A 16532-nucleotide genomic window follows, 5' to 3' on the forward strand; every position below is an offset into this window, starting at 1 on the left:
GCGTTGCGTTCGATGCACGGGACCTGCACGAGCCCGCCGATCGGATCGCAGGTCAGGCCCAGGTTGTGTTCCATCGCGATTTCCGCGGCGTTCTCCACCTGCTGGGGCGTGCCGCCCATGACTTCGGCCAGGCCGGCGGCCGCCATCGACGACGCCGAGCCCACCTCGCCCTGGCAGCCGACTTCCGCCCCGGAGATCGAGGCCTGCTCCTTGTAGAGCACCCCGATGGCGCCGGCGGTCAGCAGGAACCTGACGATCGTCTCGTCCCGGTCGGCCTGGGTGGCCTGGTCCATGCCGGGGGCGAAGTGCAGCGCGTAGTAGAGCACGGCCGGGATGATGCCGGCGGCGCCGTTCGTGGGGGCGGTGACGACGCGGCCGCCGGAGGCGTTTTCCTCGTTCACGGCCAGCGCGATCAGGTTGACCCATTCCTGCCAGTACTTCGGGTCCCGGTAGTCGGGGTCCTGGCCGCGGGTTTCCTTCATGAGCCGTTTGTGCCAGTCGGGCGCCCGGCGACGGACCTTGAGCCCGCCCGGCAGCAGCCCTTCGCGTTTGAGGCTGACCTCGACGCAGCCTTCCATCACGGAGTAGATGTGCAGCAGCCCGTCGCGGATTTCCGCTTCGGTGCGGGAGGCGCGCTCGTTGACGAACATGATCTGCCCGATCGAGAGGCCCTTGGACTGGCAGCGGCCCAGCAGTTCCGCGGCCGTGCGGAACGGCAGGGGAAGTTCCTTCTTGGATTCGTCGAGTTCCTTCAGGGCCGCGTCCTCCTCGCCCTCGCGGACGATGAAGCCGCCGCCGACGGAGAAGAACGTGGCTTTGTGGAGTACTTCGCCATCGGCGTCGGAGACCGTGAACGTCATGCCGTTGGTGTGCCGGGGAAGGATGGTCAGCGGCCGCAGGATCATGTCCTTCACCCCGTACGGCAGGGCGACCGAGCCGGCCAGCTGCAGGGTGCCGGTCTCGGCGATCGTGGCGAGCCGTTCCTCCACTTCCTCGGGCAGGATCAGCTCGGGGTGGAAGCCTTCCAGGCCGAGCAGGATCGCGGTCATGGTGCCGTGCCCGTGGCCCGTGGCGGCCAGGGAACCGTACAGGTCCACCCGCAGCGACGCTACCTTCTCCAGGTCCCCGGAGGCCTTGAGTTCCTCGGCGAAAAGGGCGGCGGCCCGCATGGGCCCCACGGTGTGTGAGCTGGATGGCCCTATTCCGATGGAAAAGAGGTCGAAGACTCCAACAGCCATTGTCGGTTCCTAACTAGGTCTTGCTGTGGCCCGGCAGAGGGTCCTGCCGGAAGGCGCTGCGGGCGCTGGTTGGCGGCCGCATGCCGGATGCACGACGCCGGGCGGCGGCTTGTGGCGGCAACCCGGCGTCGTGATCTGTGTACTGCTGTTAGTTCTGTACTGCTGCTACTTCAGTCTTACGTCGCCTGGGCGAGGTTATCAACCGAGGGGTAGAGCGGATGGGCGGCTGCGAGGGCCCGGACCCGGGTGCGGAGACCGGAGAGGTCCGCGCCGGCGTCGGCGATCAGGGCCTCGGCGATGATGTCGGCAACCTCGGCGAAGGCCGCCTCGCCGAAGCCGCGGGTGGCCAGCGCCGGGGTGCCGATCCGCAGCCCGGAGGTGACCATCGGCGGGCGCGGATCGAACGGGACAGCGTTGCGGTTGACGGTGATGTCGATCGCCGCGAGGCGGTCCTCGGCTTCCTGCCCGTTCAGCTCACACTCGCGCAGGTCCACCAGGACCAGGTGCACGTCGGTGCCGCCGGAGATCACGTTGATGCCCTTGGCGGTGACGTCGTCCTGGACCAGGCGGTCGGCGAGGATCCGGGCGCCGGCCAGGACGCGTTCCTGGCGCTCCCTGAACTCTTCGGACGCGGCGATCTTGAACGCCACGGCTTTGCCGGCGATGACGTGCTCCAGCGGCCCGCCCTGCTGGCCGGGGAACACCGCGGAGTTGATCTTCTTGGCGATCTCGGCGTCGTTGGACAGGATGATGCCGCCGCGCGGACCGGCAAGGGTCTTGTGCGTGGTGGAGGTGGTGACGTGCGCGTGCGGGACCGGGGACGGGTGCAGCCCGGCCGCGACCAGCCCGGCGAAGTGCGCCATGTCCACCATCAGGTAGGCGCCCACCGAGTCGGCGATCCGGCGGAACTCGGCGAAGTCGAGCTGCCGGGCGTACGCGGACCAGCCGGCCACGATCAGCGCCGGCTTGTGCTCCAGGGCCAGGGCCTCGACCTCGGCCATGTCGATCCGGTGGTCCTCCTCACGGACCTGGTACGGAATGACGTTGTAGAGCCGGCCGGAGAAGTTGATCTTCATGCCGTGGGTCAGGTGCCCGCCGTGGGCCAGGTTCAGGCCCATGATGGTGTCCCCGGGACGGATCAGGGCGTGCATGACCGAGGCGTTGGCCTGGGCGCCGGAGTGCGGCTGCACGTTGGCGTACCCGGCGCCGAACAGGGCCTTGACGCGGTCGATCGCGAGCTGTTCGACGACGTCGACGTGCTCGCAGCCGCCGTAGTAGCGCTTGCCCGGGTAGCCTTCGGCGTACTTGTTGGTCAGCACGGAACCCTGGGCCTGCATCACGGCTTTGGCGGTGTGGTTCTCCGAGGCGATCATTTCCAGGCCGTCACGCTGGCGGGCCAGCTCGTCGTCGATCTTCGCCGCGATCTCCGGATCCAGGCTGGAGAGATCCGCGTCCAGGCTCGCGGAGATGACCTGCTCGAACGCCAACGTCTGTGTGCCCGCGGCCGCCGATGCGCCGCTCACAGCTCGCCACCGTTCTTGGACGCGTACTCCTGGGCCGAAAGCAGCGGGCCGTCGGACTCGGCGGCGACCTTGAACAGCCAGCCGGCGCCGTACGGGTCGCTGTTGATCAGCGCGGGGTCGTCGACGACGGCGGGGTTGATTTCGGTGACCTCGCCCGTGACCGGGGCGTACAGGTCCGAGACCGACTTGGTCGACTCGACCTCGCCGCAGGTCTCCCCCGCGGTCACGGCGGAGCCGACCTCCGGCAGGTCAACGTAGACGATGTCGCCGAGGGCATCCGTGGCGACGGCGGAGATGCCAATGGAAACAACGTTTCCGGCCTCGCGGGCAACCCACTCGTGCTCGTCGGAGTACTGCAGTTCAGGGGCAACTTTTGCCATGTGTTTTTCCTTTACGTTTGAAAAGTCGTGGGCCACAACAATTGTGGTGGGTTGGGTGGCGGATGAGGCAATTCCTCCGCGTGCTCGCTCGTCCCTCGCTTAGACGCACGCTTCCGGAATCCCCTCACCCGCCGCTATTCAGTTCAGTTTTTGGGGCCAGCCGTTTCCCCGGAAGAAACAGTGGCTTTTCGATATCTTCCAGAGCCGGGGTGCTCCGAGGCTTCAAGGGTGTCATCAAGCTCAACCCCCAATGATCGGGCTTGGGACAACCCAGAGCCGCGGCAGGCGGTACATCCCCCAGCACTTTTGGCTTTCGAAGGCGCCCCAAACGACGCTTGGAACTCGAGGTGAGTTGAACCCGAGGTGAGCTGCAGGGCCCCTTCGGGCCCGACATCCGGGAGCATGCGTCCAAGGGAGCGTTACGTCCGCTCAGCGGGCGTCTTCGCGACCGAGCATGCAGAGGATGCCGGGTCCGACGGGCTGACGCAACCACAGTCACGCAGCCCCCGGGACAGCTTCGGCTACTTTTGGCGCTTGTAGAAAGGCAGTGCGACAACTTCGAAGGGTTCGGCCTTGCCGCGGAGGTCGATGTCCAGTGCGGTGCCGGGCTCAGTGAATTCGACGTCGACATAGGCCATCGCGACCGGGTAGCCGAGGCTCGGGCTGGGCTGGCCGGAGGTGACTTCGCCGACGACGTTGCCGTCCTTGAGGACCGGGTAGTGGCCGCGGCCGGCCCGGCGCCCGAGGCCCTTGAGCCCGACGAGCTTGCGGCCCGTCGTGGCGCCGGCGCCGGTTTCCTTCTTGGCGGCCAAGGCGGCCTTGCCGATGAAGTCGCCTTCCTTGGACAGGGCGACGACGGGGCCCAGGCCGGCGGCGAACGGATCGCCCTCCAGGGAGAGCTCGTTGCCGTAAAGCGGCATGCCGGCCTCGAGACGGAGCGAATCGCGGGACGCGAGCCCGGCGGGGGTCAGCTCGCCGTCCTCTGCGATGGCGACGAGCGCCTGCCAGAGGGCGGCGGCGGCGTCGTTCGCGACAAAGATCTCGAAGCCGTCTTCGCCGGTGTAGCCGGTGCGGGCCAGCAGGAGGTCCTGGCTGGCTCCAGCGAACATGAACGGGACGTCCACGGCGGCGTAGTACTTCAGGCCGGTGACGAGCTCGTGCTGCGCGGCGGGGACCAGGCGCAGCAGGATCTCCTGGGCCTTGGGTCCCTGCACGGCGATCAGCGAGGTCTCAGCAGAGGCGTCCTGGACGGTGACGTCGAATCCGCCGTCCTTTCCGGAACCGACGCGCTCGGCCAGGGCCGCGGCGACGACCTTCGCGTTGCCCGCATTGGGGACCACAAGGAATTTCTGGTCGCCGCGGCGGTAGGTGATGAGGTCATCGATGATGCCGCCGTCCTCGTTGCAGATCAGCGAGTACTTGGCCTTGCCGATGGCCATCGCCGAGATCTTGCCGACCAGGGCGTAGTCCAGGAAGGCTGCGGCGTCGGGGCCGGTGACCCAGACTTCGCCCATGTGGGAGAGGTCGAACAGGCCCGCGGACTTGCGGACGGCGTGGTGCTCGGCTAGTTCCGAGCTGTACTTCAGCGGCATCTGCCAACCGCCGAAGTCCGTGAAGGAGGCGCCGAGCTTCTTGTGCTCTTCGTACAGAGCCGTGTAGTTCTCAGTCATCGTTGGCTGTCCCTAGTTGTCAGAGGCGGAGTTGGCGGAGTCGTCGGAGTGGACTGCTGTGTCTTCTTCGAAGGCCTCGAGGGGAGGGCACGAGCAGATCAGGTTGCGGTCCCCGGCTGCGCCGTCGATGCGGCCGACGGGCGGGAAGTACTTGTCCTGCTTGAGCGTGTGGACCGGGAAGACGGCCTGCTCACGCGGGTACTCGCGGGTCCAGTCGGTGCTGATCACGGCAGCGGCGGTGTGCGGGGCGTTGCGCAGCGGGCTGTGCTCCACGGTGAAATCGCCGTTGGCCACCTGGTCGATCTCGGCGCGGATGGCGACCATGGCCGTGATGAAGCGGTCGATCTCGCCCAGGTCCTCGGATTCGGTGGGCTCCACCATCAGGGTGCCGGCCACCGGGAACGCCAGGGTGGGGGCGTGGAAGCCGTAGTCGATCAGGCGCTTGGCCACGTCCTCGGCGGTCACGCCGGTCTTGGCCGTGAGTTCGCGCAGGTCCAGGATGCACTCGTGGGCCACCAGGCCGCCTTCGCCGGTGTAGAGCACCGGGAAGGAGTCGTTGAGGCGGGCCGCGATGTAGTTCGCCGCGAGCAGCGCGGACTTGGTCGCCTCGGTGAGGCCGCGGCCGCCCATCAGCTTCACGTAGGCCCAGGAGATCGGCAGCACGCCGGCCGAGCCGTAGCGGGAGGCGGAGATCGGGGTGCCGTCGGCGCCGTTGGCGGGATCAGCAGCGTTGCCCGGCATGAACGGGGCCAGGTGCGCCTTGGCCGCGACCGGGCCGACGCCCGGTCCGCCGCCGCCGTGCGGGATGCAGAAGGTCTTGTGCAGGTTCAGGTGCGAGACGTCGCCGCCGAACATGCCGGGCTGGGCCAGCCCGACCAGGGCGTTGAGGTTGGCGCCGTCGATGTAGACCTGGCCGCCGGCGGCGTGGACCGCGTCGCATACCTCGCGGACATCGGCGTCGTACACCCCGTGCGTGGACGGGTAGGTGATCATGATGCAGGACAGCGCGTCCTTGTGCAGCTCGATCTTGGCGGTCAGGTCCGCGTGGTCGATCGTGCCGTCCGAAGCCGTGGCCACGACCACGACCTTCATGCCGGCCAGCACGGCGGAGGCGGCGTTGGTGCCGTGCGCGGAGGCCGGGATCAGGCAGACGTTGCGCTGGGCCTCCCCGCGGGAGAGGTGGTAGCCGCGGATCGCCAGCAGCCCGGCGAGCTCGCCCTGGGAACCGGCGTTGGGCTGGATGGAGACCTGGTCGTAGCCGGTGATCTCGGTCAGCTGGCCTTCGAGGTCCTCGATCAGTTCACGCCAGCCGGCGGTCTGGGATTCCGGGGCGAACGGGTGGATGGAGGCGAACTCCGGCCAGGAGATGGCTTCCATCTCGGCGGTGGCGTTCAGCTTCATGGTGCACGAGCCCAGCGGGATCATGGTCCGGTCCAGGGCAAGGTCGCGGTCCGAGAGGCGACGGATGTAGCGCAGCAACTGGGTCTCGGAACGGTGCGTGTTGAACACCGGGTGCTGCAGGTAGTCGGAGGTGCGCTCGACGGCGGGGTCCAGGCCGAACGCAGTGTCCGTGCCTGCAGCCGCGGCAGTCACGGACGCGCCGAACGCGGCTATGACGTCGGCGACGACGGCAACCGTCGTGGCCTCGTCGGCGGAGATGCCGACGGTGTCGGCGTCGATGGCGCGCAGGTTGACGCCCTTGGCGTCGGCTGCCGCGATGATCTCAGCTGCCCGGCCCGGCACGGAGACGGTGATGGTGTCGAAGAAGGAGGTGTGCAGCACATCCAGGCCGGCGGCCTTCAGGGAGGCGGCGATGGTCTTCGCGTGGACGTGGACCGACTGGGCGATTGCCTTCAGCCCGTCCGGGCCGTGGTAGACGGCGTAGAAGGAAGCCACGATGGCCAGCAGGGCCTGGGCGGTGCAGATGTTGGAGGTGGCTTTCTCGCGGCGGATATGCTGCTCGCGGGTCTGCAGGGCCAGGCGGTAGGCGGGAACGCCGGCGTTGTCCTTGGAGACACCCACGAGGCGGCCGGGCATGGAGCGCTCGAGCCCCTTCTGGACGGCCATGTAGGCAGCGTGCGGTCCGCCGAAGAACAGCGGCACGCCGAAGCGCTGGGCGGATCCGACGGCGATGTCAGCGCCCTGCTCGCCCGGGGACGTGATCAGGGTCAGGGAGAGGAGATCTGCCGCGACGGTGACGAGGGCGCCGCGTTCCTTGGCGTCGGCGATCACGGCGGTGTGGTCGAACACGCGGCCGGAGACGCCCGGCTGCTGCAGGACGACGCCGTTGATGACGCCGTCGGGCAGGCCCTTGGAGAGGTCGGCGACCTCGACCTCGAAGCCCAGCGCCTCCGCTCGGCCCTTGACGATCGCGATGGTCTGGGGCAGGCAGTCGGCGTCGAGGACGGTCTTGCCGTCGTGCGCCGTCTTGTTCTTATTCGCGCGGCGCATCATCAGCACGGCCTCGGCCACGGCGGTGGCTTCATCCAGCAGGGAGGCGTTGGCGATCGGCAGGCCGACGAGGTCCTGGACCATGGTCTGGAAGTTCAGCAGCGCCTCGAGCCGGCCCTGCGAGATCTCCGGCTGGTAGGGCGTGTACGCGGTGTACCAGGCCGGGGCTTCGAGGATGTTGCGGCGGATCACCGGCGGGGTGAGCGTGTCGTAGTAGCCCTGCCCGATCATCTGCACGGCGGTTTTGTTCTTCGACGCCAGCTTGCGCAGCTCGGCGAGGACTTCGACCTCGCTCAGGGCCGCGGCGAGCGCGAGGTCGGCGTCCTGGCGGATGTCCTTCGGAACGGCGGTGTCCACCAGGGCGTCGACGGTGTCGTAGCCGACAGCCTTCAGCATGGCGTCGACGTCGGCCTGGCGGCGCGCGCCGATATGCCGGTCAACGAAGGACGTGGAGGCTGGGGTAACAGTCACAAGGAACTCCATAACTCAGGCGGCGCAGGGTACGCCACATTGATTCGGGTTCCTCCCCGCTCTGTATTGGACCTGAGAGTTTCCGCGCAGCCCGCGTTTCAGGGCTCCGCTTGCACCGTCGGTGAGCACAGCATGTCCGGGACACGCCTGCTACTTTCCAGAGATGCCTTGCCGCGGCGGTACATGGGCCTGAGAGATTCCTGGGGAGGGTTTGCTCCTACGGCGCCTGCTTGTACCTACTTGCAGGACTCTCCCGCCGCAGATCAAAGGCGTATTTAATTGGGTGTTCAATCGGGGGTGACAACAGTCACAGCTCTCATTGTCCTATGCCGAGCGCGCGTCCGCAAACTCCCTCCCGGCGGCGGACCCAGGTTACGGGCCACGAGCCACCCGGCGGCCAATCCGGCGGCGCGATTTCGCCGGAAACGCCCGGAGTCGCCGCAACTTTCCGGCGTACTCGAACGCTTCCGGCGAATTCGGCGGGGAGTAAGGGGGGGTCGGCGGGGAGTAGGGGTGGGTGTGGGTGTGGGCTTCAGCCGCGCAGGCGCTCGACGGCGGCCAGGAGGCTCTGGACGTCCGCCTCGACTTCCGGCGGCGGCCCGCCGGGACCCCGCGCCAGCATGGCGTTGAAGTACAGCCCGTCCCCCATGCACAGGACGGCCTTCGCCATGGCGGGCCCGACGTCGGCCGCCAGCAGTTCCAGCCAGCTCGCCTGGCCGGCGGCGAAGCGGCGGAGGGTTTCCCCGTGCGCCACCTCGGCGAGCCGCGTAGCCGCCACGAAGACCCGGTCCATGGGCGTGTCCGCCCACACCGAGGACTTGATGAAGTACGCCGCCGCCCCTTCCGGGGCTGCCGCCATGGCCGCAACATCCGCAGCCAGAAGCCGGTCCAGCCGTTCCAGCAGGACCGCGATCATGGCCTCTTTGGTCGGGAAATGGTAGAGCAGGCCGCCCTTGGAGACGCCGGCCCGGCGCGCGACGGCGTCCAGCGTCGCGGCGCGTTCACCGACTTCGATGAGCAGGGATTCGAAGGCATCGAGGACGGCCTCGCGGGCGACGGGTTTCCTGGGCATGCCTCCCATCATGCCTGTCCGCGCGCGCATTTCTTAACTGTACCGTCCAGACGGTACAGTTATTCTCATGAGCATTTCATCGATCACCGTAGCCACCAGCACTCCTGCGGCCACCGGGCCCCGGGCACCGTGGCGTGACTGGGTGGCGCTGGCCCTGCTGATGTTCCCCGTCCTGCTCGTGGCCGTGGACAACACCGCGCTCACGTTCGCCCTGCCGGCCATCGCCAGCAGCCTGACCGCCTCCGGCGTCGAACTGCTCTGGATCGTCGACGCCTACCCCCTGGTCCTGGCCGGACTCCTGGTCGCGATGGGTTCCCTGGGCGACAGGATCGGCCGGCGCCGGCTGCTGTTCGTGGGCAGCGCAGGCTTTGCCGCGGTGTCCGCCGTGACGGCGTTCGCGCCGAGTGCGGAATGGCTGATCGCCGGCCGCGCCGGGCTTGGCCTGTTCGGCGCCATGCTGATGCCATCCACGCTGTCGCTGATCCGGAACATCTTTCCGCAGCCCAACCGGCGCAGGCTGGCGGTGGCAATCTGGGCCGCCGGCTTCTCCGGCGGCGCCGCCCTCGGCCCGATTGTCGGCGGCTGGCTGGTGGAACACTTCTGGTGGGGCGCCGTCCTGCTGGTCGCGGTGCCGATCATCCTGCCGCTGCTGCTGCTCGGGCCGGCCCTGATCCCGGAATCCCGCGATCCGAAGCCGGGCCGGGTGGACGTGCCCAGCATTGCCCTGTCCCTGCTGGTCATGGTGCCGGTGGTCTACGGGATCAAAGCCCTTGCCACCCACGGGCCGGCTCCCGAGGCCTTCGCGAGCATCGGAACCGGCCTGCTCATGGGCTATGTGTTCATCCGGCGGCAACGCGCGCTTGCCCGTATCCACAGGACAGACCACAGCACCGCGCCGATGCTCGACGTCAGCCTGTTTGGCAACCGGATCTTCAGTACGGCCATTGTGGCCAACGTCCTGGCACTGTTCTCCTTCAACGGCTTCATTCTCTTCCTGGCCCAGCACCTGCAGCTGCTGGAGGGCCAGTCCCCCTCGGCCTCCGGCGTCGCCATGGTCCCGGCCCTCATCGCCACGGTTGTAGCGGGGCTGCTCGTGGTCCCGCTGGTGCGCAAGGTGCGGCCCGGCTTTGTGGTGGCCGGCGGCCTGCTGCTGAGCGCGGCGGGCTATTTCGTGGTGGCATTCGGCGACCACAGCCAGGGCCCGTCGCTGCTCCTTGCCGCCCTGCTGGTGCTCTGCCTGGGGGTGGGGGCCGCGGAGACGATCTCCAATGACCTGATCCTGGGCGCGGCGCCCGCCGATAAGGCAGGGGCAGCCGCCGCTATCTCCGAGACCGGCTACGAAGTGGGGTCCCTGCTGGGTACGGCGATTCTCGGCTCAATCCTGACGGCCTCCTACCAGGGCAATCTCCGGCTTCCCGCGGGCGTGTCCGAACTCGCCCCGGCGGCGGCCACCAGCCAGGCCGGTGAAACCCTGGCCGGCGCTGTGGATCTGGCCCGGATGCTTCCGGCGCCCCTGGCCGAGGCGGTGACGGCGGCCGCGCGCACCGCCTTCGACTCGGGCGTGCACGTCACTGCGTCCATTGCACTGGTCCTGATGTCCGGGGCCTGCGTCCTGGCCGCCGTCGTCCTGCGGTCGGTGCCGAAGGCCCAATAGGGCTCAGCGGCCGCCGTCAGCGTCACGCCGCCGTCAGCGTCACGCCGTCGTCAGCAGCAGTCGTCAGCACCCAGGGGGGTCCAGCCCTTAAACAGCAGCGTCCGGCGCCGGGAGGATACCCGGCGCCGGACGCTGCTGTTTTTTTGGGGGGGCTGGTGGGAGCCAGTTCCTACTTGCTGTCCGGGGTGGTCACGCTGGCAGTGGCCCGCATGGTCTCGGCATTCACCATCCAGGCGTACTGCTCAAACTTGGCGATGAACTCGTGCAGCAGATCCGCGGTGGTGGGATCTTCCTCGTCCACTTCGTCATGGACCTTGCGCATGGTGCCGACGGCCGCCTCAAGCGCGGCGACAATCCGCTCGATGGCGTCCTTCGTGTTGATCAGGCCCTTCGGGAACTCGGCCAGTGCGGTGGACTTGGAAACCGTGGAGCTTCGGCCGTCCGGGAGGGCGTGGAGGGCACGCATGCGCTCGGCAAGGTCATCCGCGAATCCCCGGGCGGCGTCGATGATTTCATCCAGCTGGAGGTGAAGGTCCCTGAAGTTGGTCCCGACGATGTTCCAGTGTGCCTGCTTGCCCTGAACGTGGAGTTCGATCAGGTCCACCAGTACTGCCTGCAGGTTGGTCGTCAATGTTGGTGATGCTTTCATGAATCCTCCTCGATAGAACCGGTGCCGTGCGGGCCGCGCATGCCATTGCTGGCACCCCGGCCGATGCTTCCGACGCTACCGCAGCGCGGCGCCGGGCCGCGACGCTTCTGGGAGGAATTTCTCGGTCAGCTTACTAAGTCGGCTTACTAACCGTTTTGGGGGCGGTTTAGACGGCCTCGTTGAGGATGGGCCCACGCGGGAACACGGCCCGTGTGATGCCGCCGGAGGTGGATTCGGACAGCTGGGTGAGGTAGTCGTTGCGCCGCCTCGGGGTAATCCTGGACTGGGGCTGGAACGGCTGCTCGGGGTCGTCGGCGTAGTGGGCGCTCAGGCCGTCGCGCATGAGCCGGATGGCTTCCGAACGCTGCTGGGACACCGCTGCGTGCGTGGACCCGAGTTCCGCGGCCAGGTCTTTGACCGTGCGGTCTCCGAAATAGATCTCCTCCACCACGTAGCGCATCCGTTCCGGAAGGGATTTCACGGCGGCCCGAAGGTACTGGAGCCGTTCGTCCGCGAGCACGGAGTGTTCCGGGGTGAGGGTTTCGGCGGCCAGGGTGTCCACCACGGCCTCGTCGAGGGGCGTCAATGTGCGCGAGGCATCCGCGAGCGCGGCCTCCACAACGCTCTGCTGGACGCCCAGGGCAGAGGCGATCTCGTCCACTGTGGGGGTGCGGCCCAGGGCGGACGCCAGGGTTTCCTGCACGGACATGGTTTCCTTGATCCGGCGGCGGGCGGATCGGGTGGCCCAGTCGCTGGCCCGCATCTCGTCTGCGAAGGCGCCAAGGATACGCCGGCGCGCGAAAGCGCCGAACGGCACCCCGAGGCCTGGATCGAACGAATCGGCCGAGGTAATCAAGGCAATAGCGCCGGCTGACGCCAAGTCATCGCGAGAAAGGTGTGACGCCTTCGAGCACAAATCTGAGACGAGATACCCCACCAGCGGAAGGTGCTGCGTGACCATCTCGTTGCGTTCCACGCGATTCAATACTGTGTCCCCCCATGAGACCGGATCCGAAGGGTCCTCGACCCTTAAAACGCCGAGAGCCGCACCCAAAACCGACCGGTGCTCCCCCCATTGGAGTCAGCGTTCGCAAGTAGGGCGCAGCACCCATGGAGGAAACCTATCACCTGTTCCAAGATCTGCGTGTACCCTCAGGGAAAAGCTGTGTGAAAAATGCGGTGACCGCCCCGAAGCTGTGATTCACGGGGCGGAAAGAGAATGGGGCACATGAGCGCAAGTGATCTCTCCGCGGCACTGTGGCAGGAGCGGCGGCAGCTGGAGCTACTCCTCTTCAGGCTGGAAACGCAGCGCCTGCACGTCGTGGCCGGGAATCTGGAATGGCTGAGCTTCATGGCCTCCGAGATTGAAACCGTGCTGGACCGCCTGCGCTTCGAAGCCCTGGCCCGGAGCGTCGAGTCTGCTGCCGTGGCGGCCCAATGGGGCCTGCCGGCACAGACCACGCTCGTCGAACTGATTGCGGCCGCTCCCGCCGGGCCCTGGCCCGAGATCCTGCGCGAGCATCTGGACGCCCTGCACGCACTCCTGGCCCGGCTGGGCGAGGCTTCCCGCGTGAATGAGGACGCGCTGCGGAGCCTCCCGATGCCGGGACGCGCCGGCCCGGCGGGCACGGCCGGGCTTCTGGACCAGCTGACCATGGGAGGAAACCTGGAGCGGTCCCTCGCCGTGCTCCGGCGTTCAGCCCAGCCGCTCCTGGCCCAGTATCTCGGCGGGGACCATGTCTGATCCGGTGCGGGTCCTCAGCCGTCGGCGGGAGTGGCGCGCGGCGGCATGAGGCCGCGCAGCGCTTCCTCGGCGTCCGGGCCCGCTTCCGCCGCCGCGAGGTTCGCCGCCGCTATGGCTTCGATGACTTCCCGGCGCTGGATCGGCACACCGCGGGGCGCCTCAATGCCTATCCGAACACCGTCGCCGCGGCCTTCCAGAACAGTGATGACGATGCCGTCGCCGATCATGATCTGTTCGCCCGGCTTGCGTGTAAGTACCAGCATCCTCTCAATCTACCCTTCAGTCCGGGGAGCATCGTACGATTCCCGCCGGTTCTGCCATGTCGGTTCGGGCCCGGCGGGGCGCCCGTCGATCCAGCCGACGGGCAGTCCCAGGCCATTGACGCTTTCAGGCGACCCGGTCTCCGAGGCGCCGACCACCGCCACCGCGGTCACGTTGAGCTGGGCGGACAGCACGCCGACCCAGCGCGCCGTGTCCTCGTGCTTGCGTCCGGCATCGACCACAACCCAGACCTGGTCGGCGGAGAGCGCCGCCACGGACGGCACCCGGGCCAGGGCGTTGCGGGCTTTGCCCAGTCCGAACGCCACCAGGACGGTGCGCTCCGTCACCACGGCATGGGCGCGCGCGGCCGTGGCACTTTGGCGTCCGTCGACGTGCAGGTGGCCATAGGCGGAGAGCTCACCGGCGGTGCGCACATCGGCACCTCCGGAGGCCATGGACATGGCCAGGGCGGTATCCATCGCGTCCTCCCCCAGCCCGATCAGGAGCACGAGATCGCCGACGCCGGTCAGCGGACCCGGAGCCGGGGCACCCGCAGCGTTGCCCGGCGCGACGGCGGCCGGGTGCGCGGGGCTCCCGACGGCGGACGGGTGCGCGGGGCTCCCGACGGCGGACGGGTGCACGACGGCGCCGGCAACGGCCGCCGCCGGGTGCGCGGGGCTCCCGACGTCGGCGGCGGGCGCTGCGGCGGGCGGATCTGTGGGGGTCCGGAGCCCGGTACCGAGCTGTTCCAGCAGCTCGGCGAAGTCCCGCGATTCGGTGGACACACCGGCAGGAGCGGGCCGGTGCAGGCTCAGCTCGGCGGCGTCCGCCTCCTCCAGGAGTGCGGCGATGGCGGCGCCCTGCAGGTGATGGGTCGGGGCGGCGGGCCGTGCCGGCCCTCCGGCCGGGCCCGCCTGCGCTGCGGTCCGGGCCGCCGGCGGGGCCGGTGCTGCCGCCGCGGCTCCGGCGTCGTACTTCCCGGCGGGGGTCCCGGCGCCCGGAACGGTGCCCGGAACAGTGCCCGGAACAGTGCCCGCGGAAGCCGCCCCGGCGGCGGTCTCCCCGGCGGGACCACCAGTCGCCGGGCCGGAGTCGGCCCCGGCCAGGATGTCGGCGTCAGGCACTACCTCGCCGGTGACGACCTCGTGTTTGGACTGGAGCTCGATCATGGCCTCGTAGCGGTCCTGGGCGAAGAGGCCGGCGATTCCGGGGCTGCTGACGCGTTCGGCGGACACGATCCGGGCCGCCGGACCGTACAGCTGTTCCGCCTTGCGGCGGATTTCCTCGAGCGAGGCTCCCTTAAGCCGATAGCGGTTCGGCATGGCGCACCACTCCTACTGTTTCGATCCGGACGTTGGCGGAGGTCACCTCGCGGTAGGACAACACGGGCACGGATCCCGGCTGCGCCCCGACGAGGCGGTAGATGGCGGGCCGGAGCGCGGGTGCACAGACAAGCACGGCCTGGCGGTTGGCGGCGGCCGCGGCGTCGACGGCGGACCGCACCGAGCGCAGGACGGCGTCGAGCCGTTCCTGCCCCATGACGATCTGGCTGCCGCCCTCCGCGGGCCGCATGTCCTCGAGCATGTGTTGTTCCAGGACGGGGTCGATCATGATGACGTTGAGCACCTCGCCGTCCATGAACTTGGCCGTGAGGGCGGGGCCCAGGGCCTGCCGGGCGGCTTCCACAAGCGATTCCGGATCCGTGGAAATCTTGGCGCGGAGCGTGAGGGCCTCATAGATCCGGGCGAGGTCGTTGATGGGCACCTGCTCATCCAGCAGGCCCTGGAGGACGCGCTGCAGCTCGGCGAGGGAGAGCAGGGCCGGGGTCAGTTCGTCGACGGCGGAGGGGCTCTGCTTGCGCACGCCCTCGGTCAGCACCCGGACATCCTCGCGGGACAGCAGCCGGGCAGCGTTCGCCGCGACGATCGAGGACAGGTGGGTGACCAGGACGGAGACCCGGTCGATCACTGTGGCACCTGTCATCTCGGCGTTGTGGCGCATCTCCCCCGGAATCCATTTCCCGGCGAGCCCAAATACGGGTTCGATCATCGCCGGGCCCGGGAGCGAGTCCAGGTTCTCGCCCAGGGCGAGCATCTGGCCGCTGGGGGCCGTGCCGCGGCCGGCTTCCACGCCGGCAATCCGGATGGCGTAGGTCGCCGGCGGCAGGTCCACACTGTCCCGGGTGCGCACCGGCGGGATGACCAGGCCCAGTTCCATGGCGATCTTGTGCCGCAGGGACCGGACCCGGGCCAGGAGGTCATCGGAGGCGCCGGAGACCATATCCACGAGGTCAGGTGCGAGCAGGATCTCCACGGGGTGGATGCGCATGTCTTCCAGCAGCTTCTCGTTCGGATCCTGTTCCGGGAAGTTCAGCGCGGTCGACTCAGCCTCCCGGGCCGTTTCCGCCAGCTGTTGGCTTGCCGCGGTCCGGCGGGAGGCGATGAACAGGCCGGCGCCTACGACGACGAACGGAATCGGGGGCATGCCGGGGATCAGTGCCATGGCGACGGCGGCGACGCCGGCGATCATGAGGGCGTTCGGTGACTGCAGCAGCTGGGTGGAGGCCGTCCGCCCCATGTCGGACTCGGCGTTGGACCGGGTCACGATCATGCCGGTGGAGACGGCCATGAGCAGTGCCGGGATCTGGGTGACGAGCCCGTCGCCCATGGTCAGCAGGCCGTAGGTGTTCAGGGCGTCGCCGATTTCCAGGCCGCGCTGGACCATGCCGATGGCGATGCCGCCGACGAAGTTGATGATGATAATGATGATGCCCGCGATGGCGTCGCCCTTGACGAACTTCGAGGCGCCGTCCATGGCACCGTAGAAGTCGGCCTCGGCAGAGACTTCGGCCCGCCGCTCCCTGGCCTGGGTGTCGGTGAGGAGGCCGGCGTTGAGGTCGGCGTCGATCGCCATCTGCTTGCCGGGCATGGCGTCGAGGGTGAAGCGCGCGCCCACCTCGGCCACGCGCTCGGCGCCCTTGGTGACCACGACGAACTGGATCACCACGAGGATGAGGAACACGACGGCGCCGATGATCATGGAGCCGCCGACCGTCACCTTGCCGAAGGCTTCAATGACCTGCCCGGCGTATCCGTTGCCCAGGACCAGGCGGGTTGAGGCGACGTTGAGGCCGAGCCGGAACAGCGTGGCCACCAGCAGCAGGGACGGGAACACCGAGAAATCCAGCGGTTTTTTGACGAACATGCTGGTCAGCAGGACCAGCAGTGCCAGCAGGATGTTGCAGACGATGAGGAAGTCGAGCAGCGGCGCGGGAACGGGAACCACCAGCAGGAGCACGATCCCCACGATGCCGATGGGCACCACCAGCCGGTTCAGCCTGTTGTTCATGGTGCTGTCCTTTCACAGACGCTGATTCCCGAAGTTTTCGTGCCGTGTTGCACGCTGTGGAGCCTGCCGTG

13 protein-coding genes and 2 riboswitches are annotated in these 16532 nt (G+C 68.4%); of the genes, 2 read left to right on the top strand and 11 right to left on the bottom strand.

From position 1 onward, the window contains the following. The 6 genes from AC1DN2_RS19025 to AC1DN2_RS19050 form a co-directional block, all read right to left on the bottom strand. A partial coding sequence (locus tag AC1DN2_RS19025) for an L-serine ammonia-lyase (protein ID WP_476851531.1) occupies positions 1-1238 on the bottom strand: 1238 nt, incomplete at its 3' end. 176 nt (positions 1239-1414) lie between these two features. Beyond that, positions 1415-2761 (bottom strand): serine hydroxymethyltransferase, encoded by a 1347-nt coding sequence (gene glyA, locus AC1DN2_RS19030; protein ID WP_476851532.1) that lies wholly within the window; start codon positions 2759-2761, stop codon positions 1415-1417. Next, positions 2758-3141 carry a glycine cleavage system protein GcvH gene (gene gcvH, locus AC1DN2_RS19035; protein ID WP_230007215.1) on the bottom strand — a complete coding sequence of 128 codons (384 nt, stop codon included), beginning with the start codon at positions 3139-3141 and terminating at the stop codon, positions 2758-2760. The genes glyA and gcvH overlap by 4 nt, the downstream gene beginning before the upstream one ends. Positions 3142-3662: 521 nt before the next feature. Next, positions 3663-4811 carry a glycine cleavage system aminomethyltransferase GcvT gene (gene gcvT / locus AC1DN2_RS19040; RefSeq protein WP_476851533.1) on the bottom strand — a complete coding sequence of 383 codons (1149 nt, stop codon included), beginning with the start codon at positions 4809-4811 and terminating at the stop codon, positions 3663-3665. A gap of 12 nt (positions 4812-4823) precedes the next feature. Then, on the bottom strand, positions 4824-7745 hold the full coding sequence (gcvP, locus tag AC1DN2_RS19045; RefSeq protein ID WP_476851534.1) for an aminomethyl-transferring glycine dehydrogenase: 2922 nt from the start codon (positions 7743-7745) through the stop codon (positions 4824-4826). A gap of 39 nt (positions 7746-7784) precedes the next feature. Then, positions 7785-7899, bottom strand: a riboswitch (glycine riboswitch). A 1-nt stretch (position 7900) separates the two neighbouring features. Further along, a riboswitch (glycine riboswitch) is annotated at positions 7901-7999 on the bottom strand. Between the two features lie 266 nt (positions 8000-8265). Continuing rightward, positions 8266-8805: a TetR/AcrR family transcriptional regulator gene (locus AC1DN2_RS19050; protein ID WP_079555622.1), complete on the bottom strand. Its 540-nt coding sequence runs from the start codon at positions 8803-8805 to the stop codon at positions 8266-8268. Positions 8806-8872: 67 nt separating this feature from the next. Between AC1DN2_RS19050 and AC1DN2_RS19055 the strand changes: the two genes are divergently transcribed. Next, complete coding sequence (locus AC1DN2_RS19055) at positions 8873-10459, top strand: MFS transporter (protein ID WP_476851535.1); 1587 nt, start codon at positions 8873-8875, stop codon at positions 10457-10459. 169 nt (positions 10460-10628) lie between these two features. On the opposite strand, the gene AC1DN2_RS19060 is transcribed toward AC1DN2_RS19055, so the two are convergent. Both AC1DN2_RS19060 and AC1DN2_RS19065 read right to left on the bottom strand, forming a co-directional pair. Next, positions 10629-11108: a Dps family protein gene (locus AC1DN2_RS19060; protein WP_028275324.1), complete on the bottom strand. Its 480-nt coding sequence runs from the start codon at positions 11106-11108 to the stop codon at positions 10629-10631. Positions 11109-11274: 166 nt separating this feature from the next. Then, positions 11275-12093: a sigma-70 family RNA polymerase sigma factor gene (locus AC1DN2_RS19065; protein WP_026538956.1), complete on the bottom strand. Its 819-nt coding sequence runs from the start codon at positions 12091-12093 to the stop codon at positions 11275-11277. Between the two features lie 243 nt (positions 12094-12336). Here AC1DN2_RS19065 and flgN point away from each other — a divergent pair, with 243 nt between their 5' ends. Beyond that, complete coding sequence (gene flgN, locus AC1DN2_RS19070; protein WP_476851536.1) at positions 12337-12852, top strand: flagellar export chaperone FlgN; 516 nt, start codon at positions 12337-12339, stop codon at positions 12850-12852. A 14-nt stretch (positions 12853-12866) separates the two neighbouring features. Here the strand turns inward: flgN and AC1DN2_RS19075 are convergent, their stop codons facing one another. From AC1DN2_RS19075 to AC1DN2_RS19085, 3 genes are read right to left on the bottom strand one after another with little or no spacing between them, the layout of a single operon-like run. Further along, on the bottom strand, positions 12867-13115 hold the full coding sequence (locus AC1DN2_RS19075) for a carbon storage regulator (RefSeq protein ID WP_026538957.1): 249 nt from the start codon (positions 13113-13115) through the stop codon (positions 12867-12869). 9 nt (positions 13116-13124) lie between these two features. After that, positions 13125-14435 (bottom strand): hypothetical protein, encoded by a 1311-nt coding sequence (locus AC1DN2_RS19080; protein WP_476851537.1) that lies wholly within the window; start codon positions 14433-14435, stop codon positions 13125-13127. Beyond that, positions 14413-16461, bottom strand: a complete 2049-nt coding sequence (locus AC1DN2_RS19085; RefSeq protein ID WP_476851538.1) for a flagellar biosynthesis protein FlhA — start codon at positions 16459-16461, stop codon at positions 14413-14415. Before AC1DN2_RS19085 ends, AC1DN2_RS19080 begins: the two co-directional genes overlap by 23 nt. Positions 16462-16532: the final 71 nt, after the last annotated feature.

This window comes from Arthrobacter sp. 01L42 (assembly GCF_056400005.1).